Origin of the sequence: Variovorax sp. VRV01 (assembly GCF_014852545.1) — a bacterium.
In the GTDB taxonomy this organism is placed as follows: Bacteria; Pseudomonadota; Gammaproteobacteria; order Burkholderiales; family Burkholderiaceae_C; genus Variovorax; species Variovorax beijingensis_A.
In genome coordinates, this window is record NZ_JACVBS010000023.1 from 1 (window position 1) to 20,093 (window position 20,093).

Below are 20,093 nucleotides of genomic sequence, written 5' to 3' on the forward strand. Positions count from 1 at the left end.
GGAGCTCAGTACGGAGCAACTAGGACCTGCCATGTAGTTTTAGATGGGAATTTGAAGGAAAGATGACCGGTGGCGTGCATGGCATGCCGAGTTGGGCGACAAGGTCGAAGGTCTGGTTCTGGCCGAACTCTGACCTGGCCGCACGTGAACGCTTGAGAGGCTGACCTTCTTTATTTCTTCGCCAAGAATGCCGCCACCAGCGCGTTAGCGTGTCCGTGACCGATCTGATGCTCCGTCTTGAGCCGGTTCACGAGTTCCATGTGTTTGAGAGGGCCTGCATCCTGAAGAACATTCATCCAGTGGGCGATTGGCTTCGCATAGGCCTTTTCAATCGAAAGAAAGTACGAGGCGGGGCCTTTGACTTTGGTCGTTTCGGTCATTGACTTTCCATTAGTGGGCTGAGGGTCTGGTGGGGCAAGGCCGGACATTGGCATTGAGGAATGGCAGGCCAGGCGTTCGACGTTTGAATCGTACTTCCGCTCCTGGCCGGACTGTAGCCTTGCGTTCTTGCAGCGTGATGTGCCCTCGTATGGAGGCTCAAGCGTTGAAGGTGGAGGCCCTCCCGAAATCGCCAACGACCCGGTGAGAGCTTCTAGATGGAAATCAACAATCAGGGCGTCACAGTGAGACTTCCTGGGTAGTACCCAGTCAAGACGGTGCCGTCCGAGCGGCGGTATTGATAAGCAACTCTGAATTCATATGTGCCTAGCGGCAAACAAAATCGCTGCACACTCTGTCCAACTGGCACAACATCAATACAGGACCGATAGGCCAATTGCTGCGAATCCGCGTACACCTGGAGGTAGCCCTTGGGCTCAACGAAGGGATAGCCTACCTGAGGGAATGCCGCTTGTTGCTGCGGGGTTAGAAGCCACTCAACCTGTGTTGCAAAAGCAAGATCGATCGCTCCGCCGTATTTGACTAGGCCCACGCGAATGTCTGCCGTACTAGCAGAGTTCGACAACTCCAGCTTGGCAGGCAAGAACACCACAGGGTCCGGAAGATTTGCATCAACGTCAACGCTATAGGTAAATGTCACGTTCTCGGACAGGACTTGTTTTGACGATTGATCACCCGTCCACGGCACAGCAGACGTGATGACCATGTGACTCGCATAACGTTGCCCTGGCCTCCTCACATACTCAGAGACACTCAGACTCACCATCGCAGTGCCGTCTCCGTTGTCTGTGACCATCGCGTCGGGATGGAAACCCAAAGGATCTCCCGTATAGATACTGAGAGAGGAGAACGGACGGCCTTCGGGCAACGTCACCTTGATATTCGCGATAGGCGGCGGTTCGCCGAATTTGCTTCGTACACTCACAGCCCATTTGTCTGCCGCCTCAGGCGTTCCCCGAAAAGCGTTGTCAATTTCCAGCTTCATGCCGCGCTTGACGACAACGTTGTAAGGGATGTTGTATGGCACATTCCCCAGACGGGTAGAGCAGCGTGCGTCGAGGCAAACATAAACCCGCAGGTTTCCACTGAAGGTTCCAGGGGTCTTGAGCTGAGCTCCAATGAGCTGCACGAGCAACCCTGGCTTCGGACTGGTAACGGGTGACGCCTGGGGACTAGGCGAAAAAAGTCCAGCCGGATCTTCAACGATCACATAGAGCGTCTTGCCCGTCAGCACACTGAAATCACCGACGGCCGTTCCTAGGAGAGCTACATCGTCCAGCTTTCCACCCTCGTAGTAGGTCCCCTTGATACTTACGGGAAGGTTGGGGTTGGTAAAGATGTCGACGACGTTTTCAATCGACAGATTGACAGTCGTGAAATTGGGGTCCACCGAAACCGTCCCCCCTGAGGCCCCAGGCGTTCCACCCGAGGGGCCAGGCGCTCCTGGCGTCGTAGTGTTGCTGCCCGGGCTTGTGGCTGAAGGCTGACCATTTCCGACGATTGGCAATGCAGCCAATCCGCCGCCCCCACCGCCGCCCCCCCCGCCGCATGCCCCCAGGAGTGCGCAAATTACAAGCGAGCCAATAGCGGACGCGATCCGACCGTTCATGTTTCCCCTCCAGTTGTATATTTTTTTGAGCGTGTGTCGCCCTGCCGCATTTTAACAATCAGGGCACTACGTCTTTTGACGACGCGATGTCAGCTGAAATTTTTGCGGCTGCTCCCCGTTGCTGGAGCAACCCGTCTTTTGAACCAACCCAACATCGCTCCTCCTTCGTCTTGCACCGCCTTGGCGTGTCACTGCGCTTGGCGCTTCTTTTAGTCCAATCTGCCGGCGTTGCAAGGGAACGTCCGCTTTCCTGCAGATTCTGCGGCCCGACCAACCGGCTGCTGTTGGCCGGAGGCAGGCAGTCCGATCCAAGTTAATGTTTCAGGTCTCTTGATGGTGATGAGGGCGCTCCTTCAACACGAACCTCGGCAGGGTAGTTTTGAATCACCTGAACCAACTCGGCCGGACACTCTGGATAAATCCATCTGCTCCAGTTCTCGATCACCCATGCCGTGGACAAGGCTCGAGCATTCGCTTCTGATCTTGCCTCTGCCGGCAGATGAACAAGGACCAAGCCCGCCTTGTATCCGGTGACTACGATGACAGAGAGTCCACTTGGCGAATCCGGAATCTCAACGAGCATGAAATCGACGATGTTTTCGTAGGGCCATACCGCATTACATCGGAAAACCGTGCCCCGAAACAGTGCCGATGGCTCCCACTCGAGAAGCTTGCTCCAAGCTGCTATCACGCCTTTGACGGCAGCACCCTTTGTCTGCATCAATTCATCGCCCTCGCTTAATTTCGTCATGGACGACCGGTTGATTTATATGACCGCTCCTAGCCGCATCCAGCCTAACCATACAAAATTACTGCGCCGACAAAGTATGCCGCGATCAGTGTTGCCGCGAGAATCTTTGCGATATGCAGTAGCCTTTCAGGCGACAGCCTGCTCTTCATCGGATGTTCCTCGGGCAGCACCTTCTTGAGCACCCAGGCGCCGAAGAACAACAGAGCGAGTAGTGTCGCGCAGGCGAGTAAGAAGAAGCCCTGGATGATGCTCTTGCCGCTCAATTCCATATCAACAACCTTCAGCATTAAAGTTCGAATGTCTGGTCCTGGCCGTGCCGAACTTGCGGAGCAGGACGGTCGAGCAGCTTGCCAGCATCACCGGTAGAGATTCGCCTCAATTGATGAGGGTCAGCCGCGATCGAACGCAGCTCGCTAGGACGACCTCACGGGCTCAAAGATTTGGCCACCGACGAGGGGACCCCAAGCATAGGCATATTGATCCGCGGCTGCCTCAACTTCCTTGGAGTTCGCCTTGCTCCACATACGGGTGTACCAATCCACGTGGTGCCCGACCTCGTGGCATAGCAGGTGTTCGAGATAGAAGCGACGCAGTCCTGCCATTTCGAAAGAAATCGCCCAAGAGTCGCGCATTGGCCGCAGCACACCTCCGTATCGAATGAAGTGTGCAACACCGCCTCGTGGGGGCTGTCGTTTTCCCAAGGGTAAGACGCCATCTGCAGGCCAAGCGTACAGAACAACTACGCGCACGCCACTGCCACAAATGAACTCCGCGAGCGATTCATCTGGCCCTCCATGGCGACGCGCACGCTTCCGCAGCCAGATATGAGTGATGCCCTCGCGGTGCTGTGCCGGCAGACGCTCCAGCGCCGCTGCTACTTCTTCTACGCTGACTGGAAACACATAGTCGCGCGAAGGATTGTCCTGCAGGAGCACGGGCAAGCGTTGCCCGTCGACAGGGCGTTGCAGCGAGTGCGCGCGAGCAAAGATGTTGTCAGTCAACCTCCGGCGAGTTCGGCCTCCATACAGGTCGCCATAGGTTCGACTCTTCTTCCAAGGAGTTGTGGAACGCCGCGTCATCTGGCCTATCGCCTGAGTTCAAGTGGCCGAATTCTGCCGCAACTGCGAAAGTCCGGTCTTGGCCGGCAGCTGAAGCAAGCTTGTATCGCTGCTCAGCGCGCCAGCGATTTCTTCATGGAGGCCAGGTAGAAGCCTGGCGCGTAGTCGTCCACGCGCACGTACTCCTCGTAGCCGTGCTTCTGATAGAAGGCAGGCGCCTGCCACTCGAAGGTTTCGAGCTTGGCGTTCGTTACACCCAACTCGATGGCCTGCCGCTCGGCCTCAGCCAGCAGGCGGCTGCCCAAGCCCAAGCCGCGCACGTCGGCTTCGACAAACAGTACTTCGATGTTGAGCCAGTAGAGAAACACAAAGCCTCGCAGCCCGCCGAGCAATCGGGCGTTCCCGTCCCTGGCGTTGAGCCGGATGTACTGCTGCTCGGGATACTCGCCGACGAAGCCGTAGTTGTAGTGGCGCAGCTTGTGACCGAGCTCGCCGGAGCGGAGTTCTTCCGGCGTGGCGGCGGTGATGGTGATGTTTTCCATTTTGGGAAAAGGGTATCGGGGCCGCGCCTCGGAGGTCGGCTTTTGAGCGTCATCTGTCGAAAGCGCCAGCTCGCCAAGCCAGAAAGAACAGCCACGCGATGATGGCCGCCAACATGCCGACACCCCCCGCAACCTCCATCTGAACTACAAGGTGCCCTTTTGTGTCTCTCGTAAAACCATGCCAAGGAAACGTCAGTGCCTTGTCGTTCTCGCCCTGGACCTTGATCTGCCCGAGCGTCAACGCGCCGAACACCATCAGACCAAAAATGTGCCCGATGGCCTCACCGAAAAAGAGCAGGAGGACACCACCTACGATTGAAAGCAAGAACTCGGGGGTGGTGAGCATAGAGTAGCTTGGCGACGTCAGGGTTGCAGGCAATTGTTGCCGACCCGAAGGTCAGTGCGCACGCGCTTTTCTGCACCGCATCGAAAATCTGCTGTTGGCCGAGCTTTGCCCTAAGCGGCATGCGGTTCAAATGAGCCCGCTGCCGAGGCAAAGTGCGGGGGTAGCGCTGATGACTTGACTTGGCCAGCCAGCCCTCGCGCAAGAAACTGCGCCATGCTCATTTTGAAATGCTCGGGCGAATCACTGCGTGGCACCGTGACGACTTCCCACAAACCACTCGCGCCGACGGTGCTCCAGCAGAACAAATCGCCATCATCCGAAATAGCCCATGGCAGGAGGCCGCCTGGCTCAAAGAAGAGCGGGAATGGGAAGTTCTCCGGATAGCTGGTCCGGAGTTCGCGCAGCGCCGAGAGCTGAATGAACATCTGGTCCAGCAGGTTCACATGTGGGTTCGCGCTGAAGGGGTTGAGAACGGTCAAGAAACTATTGATGGTCCCCGAACCGTAGTGGTCAATGAACTGCATGTAGTCAGCCGGCAACGGGCCACCAAGCTTGGACGTCACGGCACCCCATTGACCCGTAGTGCCTTGCTCGGTCAGCTGGGCAGGGCGTGGGAGCAGACTGAGGAGTTCGTCAATGACCATAGGAATTGGGCCGATGTCGGTTCATGACTGGATTCTGGCCGACGACTGAACGTCCGATGTTGGCCGACAACGGGCAGCACCTTTACTCGCGCACCCGCCCGCGCTTGAAGCGCAGGAACATCCCGATTGCCAGCATGGCAAGTATGCCTCCCAGGACCAATTGCCCAACGATGGCAGCCAGGGCGGCCCCGGAGATGAGGCCGAGCGAAACCGCACCCTCAATGAAGTGGAGAACTGCGTCTAGCTTCGCGCCCACGTAGAACTTGGCCATCTTTCGGTTGGGTGTTGTCAATGACCGATCATGGCCGCATTCGCCACTAGCGAGCGGGTGAGGCCGGCGATTGAGGTTTGCCGGTCAGCTGTTCAATCATTGATCTCGCCTGCCGTTCGATCTCTGCACTTTCCTCCGCCGACAACTGGACTGATCGAGACGGAAGTTCGTCAGGCGTCCTAGAACTTTGGATGTTGATGGCGAGCACCGCGCCGACTGCAAGGCCACCGACACCGGTCGCGATCCATCCAGGGATACGGTGAGCACCTCGCCATTCTTCAGGATTGGCTTTTGCAAGATCGCGCGCCCATACCCACGCACTGCCGGCAATCAGGAGGCTCAGAAAACACAGAGGAACCCCGAGCCAGATGATGCCGGCGGCCGCCCACGGGGTCAGTGCTCTACTGATCGCGAAAAGTCCTAGCCACAACACGGCGGGGACCAGACCCAGAAGAATGATTATGTTGGCAACGTTGCGTTTGCTGTCGGAATTCATTTGATAACCGTAGTCGCAGGGCTTGAACGTCCGCTATCTGATTGATTTTCTCTTGCGGTACCAACGACTGGTCATGGCCGACGGGCGACTATCGGCAGCCACATTCGGTGGCCCCATCGCGGGAGCCTGTCATGGTCTTGGGATAAATCGGCACCATCTGACCTTGCTTCGCTCGCGCCGCGCAATAGGTTCGACATCGCTCCTCTAGGCGCGAGCCAAGCCAGCCAGCGCCAAAGGCAATCAACACGCTCACCACGCCGAAGGCCACGATAGCTCCAAGCGCAATCAGGCTAGGCGAAATCCGGCGCTTCATGTTTGGACAAGGCTCATTTTGGCCAACGAGATGAATGTCTGGTTGTGCGGATTTCCAGCTCCGTATCGCTCAGCAGTTTCGACGAGCCGGCAATAGATGTCCTCACGGTCCATGATTTCCTACGTTGTTAGGCGGTGCACGTGAATGCCGGGTCCTGGCCGTATGCAGCCTTCACGGGTACTTGCCCGACGTCACTGCCCGCTTAAAAACCCGCGCAAGTTCGAGAAAGTCGTCAGCCACCTTGATTGCTGCTTCTGGCCCCATGCCGATCATCGGAAGCATGAAGACGGCGCCAACCGTGTCGAAGGCGTAGATTTCACCACCGCCGTTCCCAGCGAATGCCACGAACCCCGGCGCGTACACATCCACGTCCATCTCTGAATTGGCGGTGGCCACCTCATCTTCGCCCCAGAGGATCACGTAGTGTTCCTCATCCGACAAGACAGCGAAGCCCTCAAACAGTCCGTTCGTATCGATGAAAACGCGGTAGATAGCGGGTAGCTGGATGGTCATTGGGAATGTCCATACATGGACGCCGGGTTAGGCAATCTGCGTAGACGGTCTGACCTCGGTTCATCCAGCAAGAGCGTGGGGAACCCATATTCCGCCGCGGCGGGCGAACACGCATTTCGACAGCGCGTACCTCTTTTCGGGAAGGTCTCTGCTCGCCATTTCTTGCATGAATGACAGTGCACCGTCCCATCCAGATGCCGACACGAACAACAAGTCTCGGGCGGGCGCAACCGCAAGTAGCTCTCCGGGCATTTGCTCCTCGAACTGCTCCCACATTGAATCCAGAAGGAGCAATGTCGCCTCAAGGTTCCCGCCGGCGGTCACCATGTATCTAGATGGCTGCCCATGAAGCTCGATTTTCGGTACCCGCGTCGGCAAATTCCGAAGGGCCAGGGAATGTAGTTCCTCTTGCGTCATCGAGGCATTTTTCAGGTCCCCATAGGAGACAAACTGAAAGTGGGTCGGTAGGTCGACTGCATACATGACAATCAGGTCTGCCGCGAACGGCCTCGTCACTGGGGAGTCGTCGTGAGAGAGCGTCAAGACGGCCGTCGAAGGGTCATCCAGTTCCACCACCTTGATGAGGGGAACCAGGAGAGTCAAGTCTAGGCCCTGCGCAACCGGAGCCGCGTCTGCGGTCTTTTCGCCGGAACTCGTTGTCGCTTGCGTCCTTCGCCCCTTCAGAAAACCAAACATTTGCATTCCTCGGTGATTCTTGTACTGGAGCGAGGCCTTTCAAGTGCCGCACCGAGCGCGACTGTACCAACGGTCGGATCTCCTACAAAGACGGACTCTCTGGAACCGTAACGGGGTGACGCCCCCCGGTTCTGGCCGGATGCGGTCTGCGCACGGACACTACGGCAGATAGCAGCTCAGGATTTGGGCCTTCCGATAAAGGTCAGGCCCCGATCCTCCTGAGGTGCATCGAACTCGACGTATGAGTCAAACATCGCTCATTACCACAACGCGCGAAACCTCGGAATGCGGTCGGCCCGAGCCCGATACGTAGCCATCGAACTCCAGCCCAGCGGTGTATGAGGCAGTCGCCTTGAAATTACCTTGGTACTCCCAGCGATTCACGTCCCGCTTCAGGAATACGGGAATGGCATCAGGCTGTTGCGCAAGCAGCTCGCCAGCGGGTTCAATTCTGGATCCTCGCCCGCACAGGATTACACGAGGAGCCTGCGGGTTCAGTCCGTGCGTGAGGCACGCGGCAACTACCGACCCGTTCTTCGTAGGCAAATAGGATTGTTTGCTTCCACCCACCTTCGAGTAAATTTCGTCCCGGGTGTAGTCGCGGCCGACGCTAAACATGCGAACTCCTTCCAGCACCATTGAGTCGATTATTCTGCCGCGTCGACCGTTTCGCTGACCAAAAACTGGAAGGTCATGACGAACTTCCGCTCCTGGCCGCATGCAGGCCTCAGACGATAGCTGATGCGTCGCCAAAGAAGAAGCGCAGAAACTCTAGGAACGACGGGTAGCGAGGCTCGAGCTGGCCGTTCTTCAGCAGAGCGTCGCCGCCTTCAAAGTCGACGCCGTAGACCTGTTCGGTCGAAATATCGTAGACCATCACGCCCCCGCCCAGAAAGCTAGTCAGAACCACATATCGCTCTGGCCAGCCGAACTTGCGACGGACCAATGCTGTGGAAGCCTCGATGGATTCCTGAGGTCGTGCACCAGCAACATCTAGCAGCACGAAACCCGTGTTCTCACTTGACAATGGTCCGTCGTATCGAAGGTAGAACGATCCCATCTGGGAGTCAGTGGCAATGCCGAGACGCGTCAATCCAGCCGCCGCATCAGCAACATCTGCTCTAAGAAACCGCCTCGGCCGAGGGCCAGACGAACCTGTCCTTCTCGAGACGCTTGAGCAACAGCCAGAAGCCGTTGCGCTCCCAACCCAGGATCTTTACCCGGTCGCGCCGGCGGTTGCTGAACACGTAGGCGCACGAGGCGAACGGGTCCAGGCCCAGTGCCTGCTCTACCAGCACGGCCAGGCCGTTGATGTTCAGCCGGAAGTCCACGGGCTCGCGGTGCAGGTAGACCTTCAGCCCTTCGTCGAAGCGGAACATGGCAGTCGGCTCAACATTTGCACCAGCGTCGGCAATTGCTGCAAGCTCGTCTCACCGAGATCGAGCTGCACGCCGTTGGGCAGGCGCACCTGCAACCCGACCATCGGGATCGGTGCCGCCGCCAAGGGGCTGTCATCCGGGATCACCGCCACTGCCGTAGCAGGTGCGTGGGCCATCGCGGGCGCAGCCACTGCACACTCGCGATGAGGCAGATCTTGCTCACCCTCGACGTGTACAGCAACGAATGCTGCATCGTGCGTTCGCGCGATGTCACCTGTCGGCACCTGGGCACTTCGCCGCTGGTAAGCCGTGATCCACGTCCTCAGAAGGTTTGTGTTGACACCGTGCTCCATCGCCATGCGTGCCACCGACACTCCCGGCTTGAGGCAGGCAATGATCAATTCCTTCTTGGCAGCTTCGTCGTAGACGCCGCGACCGTCACTCTTGCGTCCCACAACCAACCGGCTTCTCAACTCTGCGTACTGCTCTGTCATCTCTACATGTCCATGTTGCTCTACATGGACACGTAGCCTCACAGCTCATCGTTCACTCAACAAGGGCGTGGTTAATTGACCGCATACGTTTGATGTGCATGGAAAATTGGACGAGTGCCCGAGCGTTCCGCAAACTGCCTTCGCAATCAGCCTCAGCCGCTACGAATCCGATCGACTACGAAGGACTATCCGTTTGCCATGATGCCGCTCAGCACCTGATCTTCGTCCATGCCTTCTTGCAGCATGCGGTCGTACACGCGCTGAATGAGGGCACTCGGTCTCCAACCAACCTGCCGGAGTTCACGGTAATCCATCTTCGGCATCAACGGATGATCCAGCACGGGGTTCTGCAGGCCCAGCTTTTCGCGAAGGCAAAACGTCAGCCAGATCTCGATGGGCAGACGGATCCAATGGCAATCTTCGAACTCGTAGAAGTGACGTGCATCGCCCACATGACAGCGATGTGTGTGCTGATCCAGCGTGTCCAGGCATACGTCGACCAACTGATTCGCATCTGGAGTACGCCAAAGCGCGAAGAGGGCTTGGGTCACTTCGTCCTTCTGCGCATCCCCAGTCACGTCAATATCCGGCTGGTCAAAGTAGCTGGCGAGGATGCGGAAGATATAAATGAAGATGGGGTAGTACACCGCGTCGCTAAATCTACCGTCTCGATAGGCGGCGAGTTGCGCGAGCGCAAGCTTTTCAGCCCTCGGCTGAGCGTCCAGCACCATGCCTAGTGCTGTGTAAGGAATGTCGAATGCTGAGAGATCGTTGAACCGGCGACCGAATCGTGTGGGAAACCAAATCTCTGTGTGCAACCGGCCGATCTGAGAGAGGTAGTACGCCGCAAATACATTGCCTGCAAGACTCAGATCTGGACGTCCCTCGTTCATCATTCGCTCAAACGAGAGTTCCTTCTCGTTGGCATAGCCTCTCAGAGAGATACTGAGATCGGTACCCTCCCATCGAGTAAAGGGTGGATTGACGCTGGGGAGCTTCTGGTGCCGGAATTCCTCAGGAACGGAGATTGCTCCAGTCTCGACGAATTCAATGAGCTTGGCTTTTCGGTTGGCGTCATGCACGGATGCCAACTCACCATCGCTCCCCTTGCAGGCAGTTCGCCAGAATCGCTCCCAGCCCTTGTGGACTCCAATGCGTTTTGGTTCGTACCTCATAGCAGTTTCTTGAACTTTCATTTTATCGGGATGACGGTTGCGCTAGCCAAGCCACTGGTGTTTTGCCTTGGGATACTAACGTTGACGACCATCGGCTTTAGTTGATATCGGCTTCTACGCTTCTCACGACATTCCAGGTGGTCAGGCAACCGTGCATCTGACCGCGCAACAAGTTCTGGAGTACGCGGTCGATCCGGTTTCGTACTGAATCGCCCCGGATTTGTGGAGGCTCAACACTCTGAGAGGATTGAGCCATGAAGAAGTCGAACAAGTTCTCACCCGAGGTGCGTGAGCGCGCGGTGAGGATGGTGCAAGAGCACCGTGGGGAGTACCCGTCGCTGTGGGCGGCGATCGAATCGATTGCACCGAAGATCGGCTGTGTGCCGCAGACGCTGAACGAATGGGTCAAGCGCGACGAGGTCGACAACGGCGTTCGAGAAGGCGTGACGACCAGCGAGGCCCAGCGGATGAAGGAGCTCGAACGCGAGGTCAGCATCATCAAGTTGGCGCAATCAATCACTTCTGTATCGATGGCCCTGGCATCGATCACTTGAGCGACATCCTGCGAGTTTGGTTGGAAGGTACTCTGTGATGATGGAAGCTGCTGCGGCAGGTTTCCTAGCAGGCAAACTTGCACACACCCGCGCGATTCCCACTAGGAGCCTTGAGACTTTGCCTACAACTCACGGGCGGGTCCACATCGCCAAAATCGTACCTATGCTGGACGCACAAAGCATAAAGCCGCAGTTCTTCTGGACTGCGGCTTTATGTGGGCTTTTATGTGGGACAGTTTCAGAAAATCAACCTAAGTCATTGATTTTTCTAGAGAATCGGCGGAGAGTATGACATTCGAACTGAAAGGTGCATGCAGCGCGACTTGCACTGACACTGCATGCCCTCCACTTTGCAGGTACTTTTGCCGGTATCTTCCGACACCGAAACGCAAAAGTCCCAATTTCATTGGGATCTGGCCCGGTGTTCGATCCCCTCCGGGCATTTTGTTGCTCCGTGGTCCCACGCTCCCCCGACGCGAGGCAACGTAGGAAATCCACCGTCAGCAAGAGGCGCCAAAACGACATGGCACCGTCGCCTTGCGGGTTCAGGCTCTGTTCCATGGCTACCAAACAAGAGCACCACAAGCAAGGCGACATCGGCCGCCGGCTGATGTGGATCCTGCTGGCCGTCATTGCGGTCATCGTCGTGGCGGTGCTTTTCTTCTACGGCATCACCGATCCATCGAAAGGGCCGGGCAACGTTCCTGCAAGCGGCGCCGTGGCGCCGGCCCAGGAGAACGCCAGCCCACCCAGATCCCGCTAGGAAGAAGGCTGCTTTCGAGGGCCGGCTCCCCGCTACCCGCATGCCCAGGCCTATGCCGAACGTGGAATCGATAGGCAGCGTCGACCGGGGTATCTTCCGGAACCGGACCGGCACGCGGGACGATGCGCGCCCTTGTCACCCCAATCACCCTCAGGTCGGGAGACGTAACGTGGCGCATGCGCTTTTCAAGCAGATCCTCATGACGCGGCTGCCAACGCGGTTCTACAGTCCGTCTGAGATAGACCGGCTCAAGGACCTGCGGGATGCCGGATACATCAAGGTGGCGTTCTCGCCGCAGCAAGGCCCGGTGCCACCCTGCGCAACGGTGCACGAGATCACGAATCTGGGACGCGCTGCCGCGCGCTACTTCGGATCGACCTACGGGCCGCGTCCCGATCTGCCTTCGGTCACCTTCGCGCTTCCTTCCCCGCACAACCCGACCGGTTGATCGCCTGGCCCGGTGCGGGCCGCGCTCGCCTAGGCCACGGCCTCCAGGAACTCGAAGCCCATGGTCCGCGCGTGATAGTGCAATCCGCCGTCCTGCACGATCAGGAAGCGCGCGCCTTTCATGCCCGCGTTGTGATGCGAATGCGGCGCGCCCGGTGGCGTGACAAGGGTCGCCCATGGCATCCATGGGCAATGCACTCCGCCGACCATCGAATGGCATGCCTCGCCCCGCACCACCAGCGTGACGGCCGCGGAATTGTGGCGGTGCGATCGCTGGTGCGTATGCGGCTCCAGGGTGTTGAAGCTCAAGGTCAGCGTGGGCGTCAGGTTGCGTGCGGCCTCCTGCCGGTCGGACGAAAAAATCAGCGCGCGGCCCGAGGTTGCATCGCCCGTGGCCATCGAGAAGATCAGCTCGAACTGCCGTTCAATCTCGTCGGCGGGATAGTGCACTGCATCGATAGGCGCGCTCGAAGCCGCAGGTGGCTGCGACCCGTCGAAGGCCAACTGCGGCTCGTTGCCCACGGTCCACAGCAATGCGCCTGCGGGACCGGCGCTGAGCCGATAGCCCTGTGCCGCGGGCAGCAGGAACACGTCGCCCGCGCCGAATGCAAGATCTTCGGCCATGCCGCCAAGCTCCCCGCTCCCTGAAATCACGTACCAGACCGAGCCGGTGGCGTCCACATCGAGCGGCAGCGCCTCGCCGGGCGCAACGCGCATGTAGCGCGCGAGCATGAGCGGCGTGGTGGCCGCAAATCCGCAGCCCATCGCTTCGGACTGGTCGCAATCGAAAACGCCGAACGCATCTGCGTGCGGTGGCGCGAAGAGCCGTGCGGGCACTTCGGGCAGCTTCACGTTGAATGCATTGCCGGAGTTGAAGTAGCGTGCCCGGGCCTGCGCAGCGGTCGCGGGCACCGAGGGCCGCTGCGCCGGCAGGTCCGCCATGTCGGTGATCGGCTCGTTCCTCTTCAAGCGCCCTCCCCGCAACCCGCAAACGGCAGCAGCACGCGCAGCAGCACATCGGCACCGGCCGCCGCATGCGCCGGCTCGGCCCACTCGTGCTCCGCATGGCTCACGCCGCCGCGGCAGGGAATGAAGATCATCGCGCTCGGGCACAGCGCCGCCATATGGCGCGCGTCGTGGCCCGCGGCGGAAAGAATGGGCATGTGCGGTTCCCCAAGCTGTTGCGCCGCGGCTGCAATGGCCGCCTGCAGCGCGGGATCGAAGGCATTGGATGGCGCATCGACCAGCCGGGTCGCCGTGGCCCTGCAAGGCGCGGCATGCATGCCGCAGAGCGCGACCAGCCGCTGGCCCAGCAGGTCGAGTACGCCGTTGTCGGGATGGCGCAGATCGATGCGCAGCGTGACGCGCTCGGGCACCACCGAGGGCGCATTCGGCTCGACCTGGAGCCGTCCGATGGTGAACTTCACCGCATCGTCGTGCCCGCCGATCTCGCTGTAGCACGCCGCTGCGATGCGCGCGAAGGCGGCGAGCGCGTCGCGCCGGCCGGCCATGTCGAGCGTGCCCGCGTGGCCCCGCTCGCCATCGATCACGACGTCGAATGTCTTCTTGCCCTGGATGCCGGTGACGACGCCGATCACCCGGCCTTCCGCCTCGAGCACCGGGCCCTGCTCGATGTGCGCTTCCAAATAGGCCTTCAACGGAAAGCCAAGCGGCCTGCGCCGCAGCGACGGGAACGCAGCATGCAAGGCATCGAGTGCCTCGGCCACCGGGACGCCGTCGGCATCGCGCGCCGCGCGCACGGCCTCGAGGGTGCGGACGCCAGCGAAAGCTTCGGAGCCCATCATGCCGGGCGCGAAGCGCGAACCCTCTTCGTTCATCCACGCCACGCAGGCGATGTCCATCGGCGGACGGACGCCCTGCTCCGCGAGCACGGTCAGCACCTCGAGCGCCGCGAGCACGCCGTACACGCCGTCGAAGCGGCCGCCGCCGGGCTGGCTGTCGAGATGGCTGCCCGCGAGCACCGGCGGCGCCTCTCGATCGAGGCCGGGCAGCGCAATGAAGAGATTGCCCGCTGCATCGGTCGCGGGTTCCAGTCCCGCCGCCCGGGCCCAGCCGATCATCACGTGCCAGGACTCGACCTCTTCCGCGCTGAGCGCCTGCCGATCGACGCCGCCCCCGGCGGTGGCGCCACAGCGCGCGAGCGCCATGAGCCGCTGCCAGAGACGGTCGGCATTGACGCGGCACGCGGCCGGTGCCTGCTGCGACGTTGCCTGCGCCATCAGTCGGTCTTCATGATCTGGCTGGGCAGAGCGCGCGGATCGCGCGGCTTCCACTGGCCGGCCTCGACCTGCGCGAAGAACTCCGCCAGCAAGCCGTTGAACGCGGCCGGCTCCTCCAGGTTGAGCGTGTGGCCGGTCTTCGGCATCACGGCCAGACCGCAGGCCGGAATGGTCTTCTTGAGGAAGATGCCGGGCTGCAGGCAGTGATCGTCCTCGTCACCGACTACCACCAGCGAAGGCGCGCCCATTGCGCGCAGCTCAGCCTCCAGGTCGTAGATCGACGGACGCCGCGCCTGCACGCCGCGCATGGTGTTGGCCGAACCGACCGCGTCGTGCTGACCGAGCCAGGTCGCAAATTCCTGCCAGCCGCGCGGGTCCTTGTTCTGGAACTGCACGCGGCTCGCGCCGAGCGAATAGGTGCGTGCGAAACGCTCCGCGCCCTGCAGTTCGAACTGCTTCGCCACTTCCAGCGAGACGCCGCGGAAATATTCTTCGTGTTCCTTCTCGGCGCCGTAGCCCGCGCCGGCAATCACCAGCGACGCCGCGCGCCCGCTGTGGCGCAGGCCGAAGTGCAGCGTCGCGAAGCCGCCCATCGAAAGGCCGACGATGTGCGCGCGCGGCAGTTGCAGCGCATTCATGACGGCGGCGATGTCGTCCGCGGCAATGGCCTGCGAGTAGCTTTCCATGTCCTTCGGCACGTCCGAGGGCGGGTAGCCGCGCGCGCCGAAGGTCACGCATTGGTGGCGGCGCGAGAAGTAGCGCATCTGCGGCTCCCAGCTGCGATGGTCGCCGCCGAACTCGTGCACGAACACGATGGGTGTGCCGCTGCCGGCGGTTTCGTAGTACAGGCGGAGACCGTCCGCGGTGGTGGCGAAGCTCATGGCGTCCCCTCAGAAAAGCGCCGCGGTGGCGGGCAGGCTGCGCGCACGCTCCACGGCTTGCGGCAGCACGTCGCACAAGGCCTGCGCCCATGCCTTGGGCACGGTGGTCGAGATCTTCACGAAGCGATGGCCGAAGCGCGGCGTGTGGTACGTGCCTTGGCGCACCATGATGTCGTGCTCGCCCAGCGCGGTGACCAGCGCCTCGGGCGTCACGCCTGCGCCGCTGCACTCGACCACGATGAAGTTGGCCTGCGACGGGAACACCGGCACCTCGAAGCCCGGCAGTTTTGCGAAGGCCTCGACGATCATCCGCTGGTTCTCGCGCTGCTGCGCAATGACATCGGCCATCCACTCATCCTTCACGGCAAGGCCTGCGATGGCCGCGTGCTGCGCGAGCACGCTGGCGCCCAGCGGCGCCTGCGAGTGCGGCAGGATGCGTGCGAGCAATTCGGGCGAGGCGACGAGCGCGCCCAGCCGCAGTCCGGCCAGGCCCAGCCACTTCGAGAAGCTCACGATGGTCACCGTGCCTTCGGGATAGAAGCGCGAAGCCAGCGTATGGCTGTCGGCGAAGTCGCGGTAGGTGCAGTCGTGGATCAGCACGGCGCCGACTTCTCGAGCACGCATTGCAAACGCACGGATCTCGTCTTCGGTGTAGGTGGTGCCGAGCGGGTTGTTCGGGTCCACCAGGTAGATGACCGCGGTGTTCTCGTCGGTCGATGCAGCGAGCGCGTCGGCCGAGAGCTTGAAGCCGTACTCGGGCCCGTAGATCGGAATCTCGGTCACCACAGAGCCGGCCTTGGCCGCAAACTGCAGCGGCCATTTCCAGCCGGGGTCGGTGGTGACGAAGCCCCTGCCTTCCTTGCAAAAGGCACGGCAGGCCAGCGCCAGCGCAGACACCGCGCCGTCGGTCACCACCGCCGATTGATCCGGCACGCCCAGGTCGGCCACGATGGCTGCGCGCAGCGCTTCCATGCCCAGCGGCGGCGCATAGGCGTGAAAACTCTCGTCGTCGATGGCGCCGTGCAGCGCCTTGCGCACGGCGGGATGCAGCGGAAAGTGGTTGGTGTTCTGGCCCAGCCACATCAGGTCCGGGTTGGTGAACAGGCGGTCGAAGTACTGGTTGCGGGTTTCCGCATCGCTGGTCACCGAAGGCACGACCGCCACGGGGTTCAGCGCCGCATTCATGCCGCAATCCTCCGGGCCTGCTCGGCCTCGATCACCTTCTTGCTGGTCTTGATGATCGAGCCGCGTGCCGCAATGCCGCCGTCGATGGTCACCACCGTGCCGGTGATGTAGCCCGCGCGCGGCGAAGCCAGGAACACCATCAGTTCCGCGACTTCCTCGGGCGTGGCCGGTCGGCCGCCGGGGTAGTTGTCGAACAGCTCTTCCCAGCGGCCTTCGTCGCCATGGGTGTCGAGCGCGCGGCGCTTCATGAGCTTGACCATGCGGTCGGTCGCCACCGGGCCGGGGTTCACGCCCACCACGCGGATGCCGTCGTCCAGACTCACGCCGCCGAGCGCGCGGGTGAAGGCCATGACGGCGGCATTGCCGGTGGAGCCGGCGATGTAGTTGGCGTCCCAGTTCTCGCCGGAATTGCCGATGTCGTTGACGATGACGCCGCCGCCCGCGGCCTTCATCCGTGCGTAGTAGATCTGGCTCAATTCCATGTAGCCCAGCACCTTGAGCTGGAAGCCGCGCCGCACGGCCGCGAAGTCGAGCGACTCGATCGGGCCCGAGGGAATGTCGCCCGCATTGTTCACGAGAATGTCGACGTGGCCTGCCGCCTCGGCGAGCTGGTTCATGGCGCCGGCCGCCGCCAGGTCCATGGGATGGACCTTCACGTTGATCGGATAGATCTTCTCGATCTCTTCCTTCGCGGCCGCGAGCGCGACGCCGTCGCGCGCGGCCAGGTGCAGGTGGCAGCCTTCGGCGGCGAATGCGTGCGCGGCTGCAAGGCCAATGCCCTTGGAGGCGCCGGTGATGAGAACGGTCTTGCCTTCGAGTTCGAGTTTCATGGGTTCGGGTCCTGGGATGCGATCGGGGAAATAGGTTGGAGAGGTGGGTCAGCTCGCGCCGGCGTCCTGCTCGGACAGCGCCGCGATCAGGTCGACGATGTCGTCCTCGAGCAGGCTCACGTGATCGATGGCGGCGTTGAATGCGGACTTCGGATCGTTTCGGCGGATCGCGTCGAGGATGGCACCGTGCTCGCCGATGGTGGCCGTCATGCGGCCGGGCTGGAAGGTCACGTAGCGCCGGTAGACGCGCACGCGCTTTCTCAGTGCGCGCGTCTGCTCGGCCAGGTAGTGGGTGTTGGAGGCCTCGTACAGCGCGTCGTGGAAATCCTGGTTCACGTCGTAGAAGCGCGAGTGGTCGCCCGAAGCAAGAATGCTCGTGAGCTCGTCGTGCAGCCCGCCCATGCGCGCCTTCTGCGCCTCGGTGGCGCGGCGCGCCGCGAACTTGGCGCACAGGCCTTCCATCACGGCCATCATCTGGAACATCTCGATCAGCATCGGCAGCGAGATGCGCGCCACGCACACGCCGCCTTGCCGGCTGCGCAGGTCCACCAGGCCGGTGGCGGCCAGCGCCTTGAGCGCCTCGCGCACGGGCGTGCGCGACACCTTGAAGCGCTCCGACAATTCGGCCTCGTCGAGCCGCGTTCCGGGCTTGAGCACGCCGCTCACGATCAGGTCTTCGAGCGTGTCCTTGAGCTCGTCGGACAGCGTGGCGCCGCCTTTCACGCGCTGCCGGTCACGGCCGCGCAGCGCCGCGGGCTGGGTGGTATCGGATTCGTCGGGTTCCATGCTCATGTCTTCTTTCTTGTGGTTGTCGTCGGGAGATGCCGCCGGACCGCTTGCCATTGCCGCTTCAGAAGGGACGGTCGCCGGCCACGGTGGTGCGGTGCATCACGCGGCGGTAGGCCGTGTCGTCGTAGGGTGTGGCGCGGTGCATGGTGCAGCGGTTGTCCCAGATCAGCAGGTCGCCGGCGAGCCACTTGTGGCGATAGCTGAACTCGGGCGAGATGGCGTGAGCATTGAGCTCGGCCAGCAGCGCGGCGCTTTCTTCCGAGGGCAAGCCGTCGATCTGCTTGACGACGTCCTCGCCCACGTAGAGCGACAGGCGGCCCGTCTCGGGATGGGTGCGCACCAGCGGATGCACCACGTCGGGCGTGGCGGCGAGCTGCTCGGGCGTGAGCGGGTTGCGGTCTGCAAAGGCCTTGCCATAGTAGTTGGCGTAGCTGTGCGTGGCCGTGAGGTGGCGGATGCGCGCCTTCATGCCGTCGTCGAGCGCGTCGTAGGCGGCATGCATCGAGGCGAAGAAGGTGTCGCCTTCCACGGGCGGCACTTCGAGCGCGTAGAGCAGTGCGCCCATCGAGGGCTCGGCCTTGTACGAGAGGTCGGAATGCCAGTTCCAGCCCTCCTTGTGGTTGCCGATGGGCTTGCCGTTCTCCGACACGTTGGACAGCACGTACACCTCGGGATGCTCCTTCTTCAGGAACTGGGTGAGCACATGGCCCAGCAGCGGGCCGAAGCGGCGCGAGAACGCGACGTGCTGCGATTCGTTGATGCGCTGGCCGCGGAACAGCAGCAGCGATCGCTGGTTGAGCGCATCGCGCAGCACGGCAAAGTCGCTGTCGCTCACCGGCTCGCGCAGGTCGATGCCCTTCACTTCGGTGCCGATGAATGAGGTGAGATTCTCGAGTTGCATGGGAGGAAACGTGTCTGCGGGATTGAAGAAAAAATGAAGCAAGCCTCAGAGCTTGTAGTCCGGCTGGGTGCGCTCCAGCATGCGCAGGAACGCAGGCCATTCGCGCGTGCCGGGCGGCAGGATGTCGCCGGCAAATTCGGTGAACTGGCGCGCGGCCAGCGCACTCACCTCGGGCTGCGGAAGCACCAGCGCTTCGCCGGGCGCGAGTCCGCCCTGGGCCAGCAGCTGCACCTTGGCCGCCTTCTCGAAGTAGTACATGAGGATGAAGGCCTCGGGGATCGTGCGGCCCACGGTCAGGATGCCGTGGTTGCGCAGCACCAGCGTGCTGTGCGGGCCCAGGTCGCGTACCAGCCGCTCGCGCTCTCCGGTCTCCAGCGCCACGCCTTCGTAGTCGTGGAAGGCCGTGTGGCCCTGGTAGCGCATCGCGAACTGGCTCAGCGGTGCCAGGCCGTTGGGCATCGCCGCGATCGCGGTGCCGGCCTCGGAGTGGGTGTGCAGCACGCACAGCGCGTCGGGCCGTCCCGCGTGGATGGCGCTGTGGATCACGAAGCCGGCCTGGTTGACCTCTGCATCGGTATCGTCCACCTTGTTGCCGTCGAGATCGATCTTCACCAATGATGAAGCGGTCACTTCCGAGAACAGCAGCCCGTAGGGATTGATGAGAAAGTGATGCGCCGGCCCCGGCACGCGCGCCGAGATGTGGTTGTAGATGAGGTCGTCCATGCCGAAGTGCGCCACCAGCCGGTAGCAGGCCGCGAGCTGCACGCGCAGCGCGGCTTCGGTCGCCGGATAGGCCGCGGGATTCGTCTTCGTCATC

Annotated in this window: 26 protein-coding genes and 1 pseudogene; 3 read left to right on the top strand and 24 right to left on the bottom strand. The window is 61.4% G+C overall.

The features are described 5' to 3' along the window. Nucleotides 1–170: 170 nt before the first annotated feature. From IB278_RS28955 to IB278_RS29030, 16 genes are all read right to left on the bottom strand, one after another. Nucleotides 171–380, bottom strand: a complete 210-nt coding sequence (locus IB278_RS28955) for a DUF4287 domain-containing protein (protein WP_192327261.1) — start codon at nt 378–380, stop codon at nt 171–173. A 230-nt stretch (nt 381–610) separates the two neighbouring features. After that, nucleotides 611–1,789: a hypothetical protein gene (locus IB278_RS28960; protein WP_192327264.1), complete on the bottom strand. Its 1,179-nt coding sequence runs from the start codon at nt 1,787–1,789 to the stop codon at nt 611–613. A gap of 532 nt (nt 1,790–2,321) precedes the next feature. After that, nucleotides 2,322–2,759, bottom strand: a complete 438-nt coding sequence (gene imm45 / locus IB278_RS28965) for an Imm45 family immunity protein (protein WP_225613241.1) — start codon at nt 2,757–2,759, stop codon at nt 2,322–2,324. A 44-nt stretch (nt 2,760–2,803) separates the two neighbouring features. After that, a complete protein-coding gene (locus IB278_RS28970; protein WP_192327267.1) occupies nt 2,804–3,046 on the bottom strand; it encodes a hypothetical protein in 243 nt (80 codons plus the stop codon). Between the two features lie 884 nt (nt 3,047–3,930). Beyond that, on the bottom strand, nt 3,931–4,359 hold the full coding sequence (locus tag IB278_RS28975; RefSeq protein WP_192327270.1) for a GNAT family N-acetyltransferase: 429 nt from the start codon (nt 4,357–4,359) through the stop codon (nt 3,931–3,933). A 49-nt stretch (nt 4,360–4,408) separates the two neighbouring features. Then, nucleotides 4,409–4,705: a hypothetical protein gene (locus IB278_RS28980; protein ID WP_192327273.1), complete on the bottom strand. Its 297-nt coding sequence runs from the start codon at nt 4,703–4,705 to the stop codon at nt 4,409–4,411. 110 nt (nt 4,706–4,815) lie between these two features. After that, nucleotides 4,816–5,349 (bottom strand): SMI1/KNR4 family protein, encoded by a 534-nt coding sequence (locus IB278_RS28985; RefSeq protein ID WP_192327276.1) that lies wholly within the window; start codon nt 5,347–5,349, stop codon nt 4,816–4,818. A gap of 82 nt (nt 5,350–5,431) precedes the next feature. Then, on the bottom strand, nt 5,432–5,620 hold the full coding sequence (locus IB278_RS28990; protein WP_145747695.1) for a hypothetical protein: 189 nt from the start codon (nt 5,618–5,620) through the stop codon (nt 5,432–5,434). Nucleotides 5,621–5,666: 46 nt separating this feature from the next. Further along, nucleotides 5,667–6,116 carry a hypothetical protein gene (locus tag IB278_RS28995; protein ID WP_192327279.1) on the bottom strand — a complete coding sequence of 150 codons (450 nt, stop codon included), beginning with the start codon at nt 6,114–6,116 and terminating at the stop codon, nt 5,667–5,669. A 484-nt stretch (nt 6,117–6,600) separates the two neighbouring features. Beyond that, entirely contained in the window at nt 6,601–6,942 is a 342-nt protein-coding gene (locus IB278_RS29000) for an SMI1/KNR4 family protein (RefSeq protein ID WP_192327282.1), read from the bottom strand. A 60-nt stretch (nt 6,943–7,002) separates the two neighbouring features. Further along, the gene (locus IB278_RS29005) at nt 7,003–7,638 is read right to left on the bottom strand and encodes a DUF1444 family protein (RefSeq protein WP_192327285.1); all 636 of its coding nucleotides are present in this window, start codon (nt 7,636–7,638) and stop codon (nt 7,003–7,005) included. 246 nt (nt 7,639–7,884) lie between these two features. Continuing rightward, complete coding sequence (locus IB278_RS29010) at nt 7,885–8,256, bottom strand: hypothetical protein (protein WP_192327288.1); 372 nt, start codon at nt 8,254–8,256, stop codon at nt 7,885–7,887. Between the two features lie 109 nt (nt 8,257–8,365). Continuing rightward, nucleotides 8,366–8,698 (bottom strand): SMI1/KNR4 family protein, encoded by a 333-nt coding sequence (locus IB278_RS29015; RefSeq protein WP_192327291.1) that lies wholly within the window; start codon nt 8,696–8,698, stop codon nt 8,366–8,368. Between the two features lie 61 nt (nt 8,699–8,759). Then, entirely contained in the window at nt 8,760–9,017 is a 258-nt protein-coding gene (tnpB, locus tag IB278_RS29020; protein ID WP_192327294.1) for an IS66 family insertion sequence element accessory protein TnpB, read from the bottom strand. Beyond that, nucleotides 8,993–9,511 carry a transposase gene (locus tag IB278_RS29025; protein WP_093308105.1) on the bottom strand — a complete coding sequence of 173 codons (519 nt, stop codon included), beginning with the start codon at nt 9,509–9,511 and terminating at the stop codon, nt 8,993–8,995. Before IB278_RS29025 ends, tnpB begins: the two co-directional genes overlap by 25 nt. A 185-nt stretch (nt 9,512–9,696) precedes the next feature. After that, nucleotides 9,697–10,707, bottom strand: a complete 1,011-nt coding sequence (locus IB278_RS29030; protein WP_225613242.1) for a hypothetical protein — start codon at nt 10,705–10,707, stop codon at nt 9,697–9,699. Between the two features lie 233 nt (nt 10,708–10,940). Between IB278_RS29030 and IB278_RS29035 the strand changes: the two are divergent. The 3 genes and pseudogenes from IB278_RS29035 to IB278_RS29045 all read left to right on the top strand — a co-directional run. Next, a pseudogene (locus tag IB278_RS29035) lies at nt 10,941–11,222 on the top strand (transposase); the annotation flags it as partial. Nucleotides 11,223–11,799: 577 nt separating this feature from the next. Beyond that, nucleotides 11,800–12,003, top strand: a complete 204-nt coding sequence (locus IB278_RS29040) for a hypothetical protein (RefSeq protein WP_145743522.1) — start codon at nt 11,800–11,802, stop codon at nt 12,001–12,003. 169 nt (nt 12,004–12,172) lie between these two features. Beyond that, on the top strand, nt 12,173–12,451 hold the full coding sequence (locus tag IB278_RS29045; protein ID WP_145743520.1) for a hypothetical protein: 279 nt from the start codon (nt 12,173–12,175) through the stop codon (nt 12,449–12,451). Nucleotides 12,452–12,480: 29 nt separating this feature from the next. Here IB278_RS29045 and IB278_RS29050 read toward each other — a convergent pair whose 3' ends face one another. The 8 genes from IB278_RS29050 to IB278_RS29085 are packed head-to-tail and all read right to left on the bottom strand — an operon-like array spanning nt 12,481 to nt 20,092. Beyond that, the gene (locus tag IB278_RS29050) at nt 12,481–13,419 is read right to left on the bottom strand and encodes a cupin domain-containing protein (RefSeq protein ID WP_145743519.1); all 939 of its coding nucleotides are present in this window, start codon (nt 13,417–13,419) and stop codon (nt 12,481–12,483) included. Beyond that, on the bottom strand, nt 13,416–14,690 hold the full coding sequence (locus IB278_RS29055) for a hydantoinase/carbamoylase family amidase (protein WP_145743517.1): 1,275 nt from the start codon (nt 14,688–14,690) through the stop codon (nt 13,416–13,418). Before IB278_RS29055 ends, IB278_RS29050 begins: the two co-directional genes overlap by 4 nt. Then, on the bottom strand, nt 14,690–15,571 hold the full coding sequence (locus IB278_RS29060; RefSeq protein ID WP_145743515.1) for an alpha/beta fold hydrolase: 882 nt from the start codon (nt 15,569–15,571) through the stop codon (nt 14,690–14,692). The genes IB278_RS29055 and IB278_RS29060 overlap by 1 nt, the downstream gene beginning before the upstream one ends. Nucleotides 15,572–15,580: 9 nt before the next feature. Beyond that, nucleotides 15,581–16,756, bottom strand: a complete 1,176-nt coding sequence (locus IB278_RS29065) for a pyridoxal phosphate-dependent aminotransferase (protein ID WP_192327300.1) — start codon at nt 16,754–16,756, stop codon at nt 15,581–15,583. After that, nucleotides 16,753–17,586 carry an SDR family oxidoreductase gene (locus IB278_RS29070; protein WP_192327305.1) on the bottom strand — a complete coding sequence of 278 codons (834 nt, stop codon included), beginning with the start codon at nt 17,584–17,586 and terminating at the stop codon, nt 16,753–16,755. The genes IB278_RS29065 and IB278_RS29070 overlap by 4 nt, the downstream gene beginning before the upstream one ends. A gap of 48 nt (nt 17,587–17,634) precedes the next feature. Beyond that, entirely contained in the window at nt 17,635–18,378 is a 744-nt protein-coding gene (locus tag IB278_RS29075) for a GntR family transcriptional regulator (protein WP_225613243.1), read from the bottom strand. Between the two features lie 58 nt (nt 18,379–18,436). Next, a complete protein-coding gene (locus tag IB278_RS29080) occupies nt 18,437–19,276 on the bottom strand; it encodes a TauD/TfdA dioxygenase family protein (protein WP_145743509.1) in 840 nt (279 codons plus the stop codon). A gap of 45 nt (nt 19,277–19,321) precedes the next feature. After that, the gene (locus IB278_RS29085; protein ID WP_145743507.1) at nt 19,322–20,092 is read right to left on the bottom strand and encodes a class II aldolase/adducin family protein; all 771 of its coding nucleotides are present in this window, start codon (nt 20,090–20,092) and stop codon (nt 19,322–19,324) included. Between the last annotated feature and the right edge of the window lies 1 nt (nt 20,093).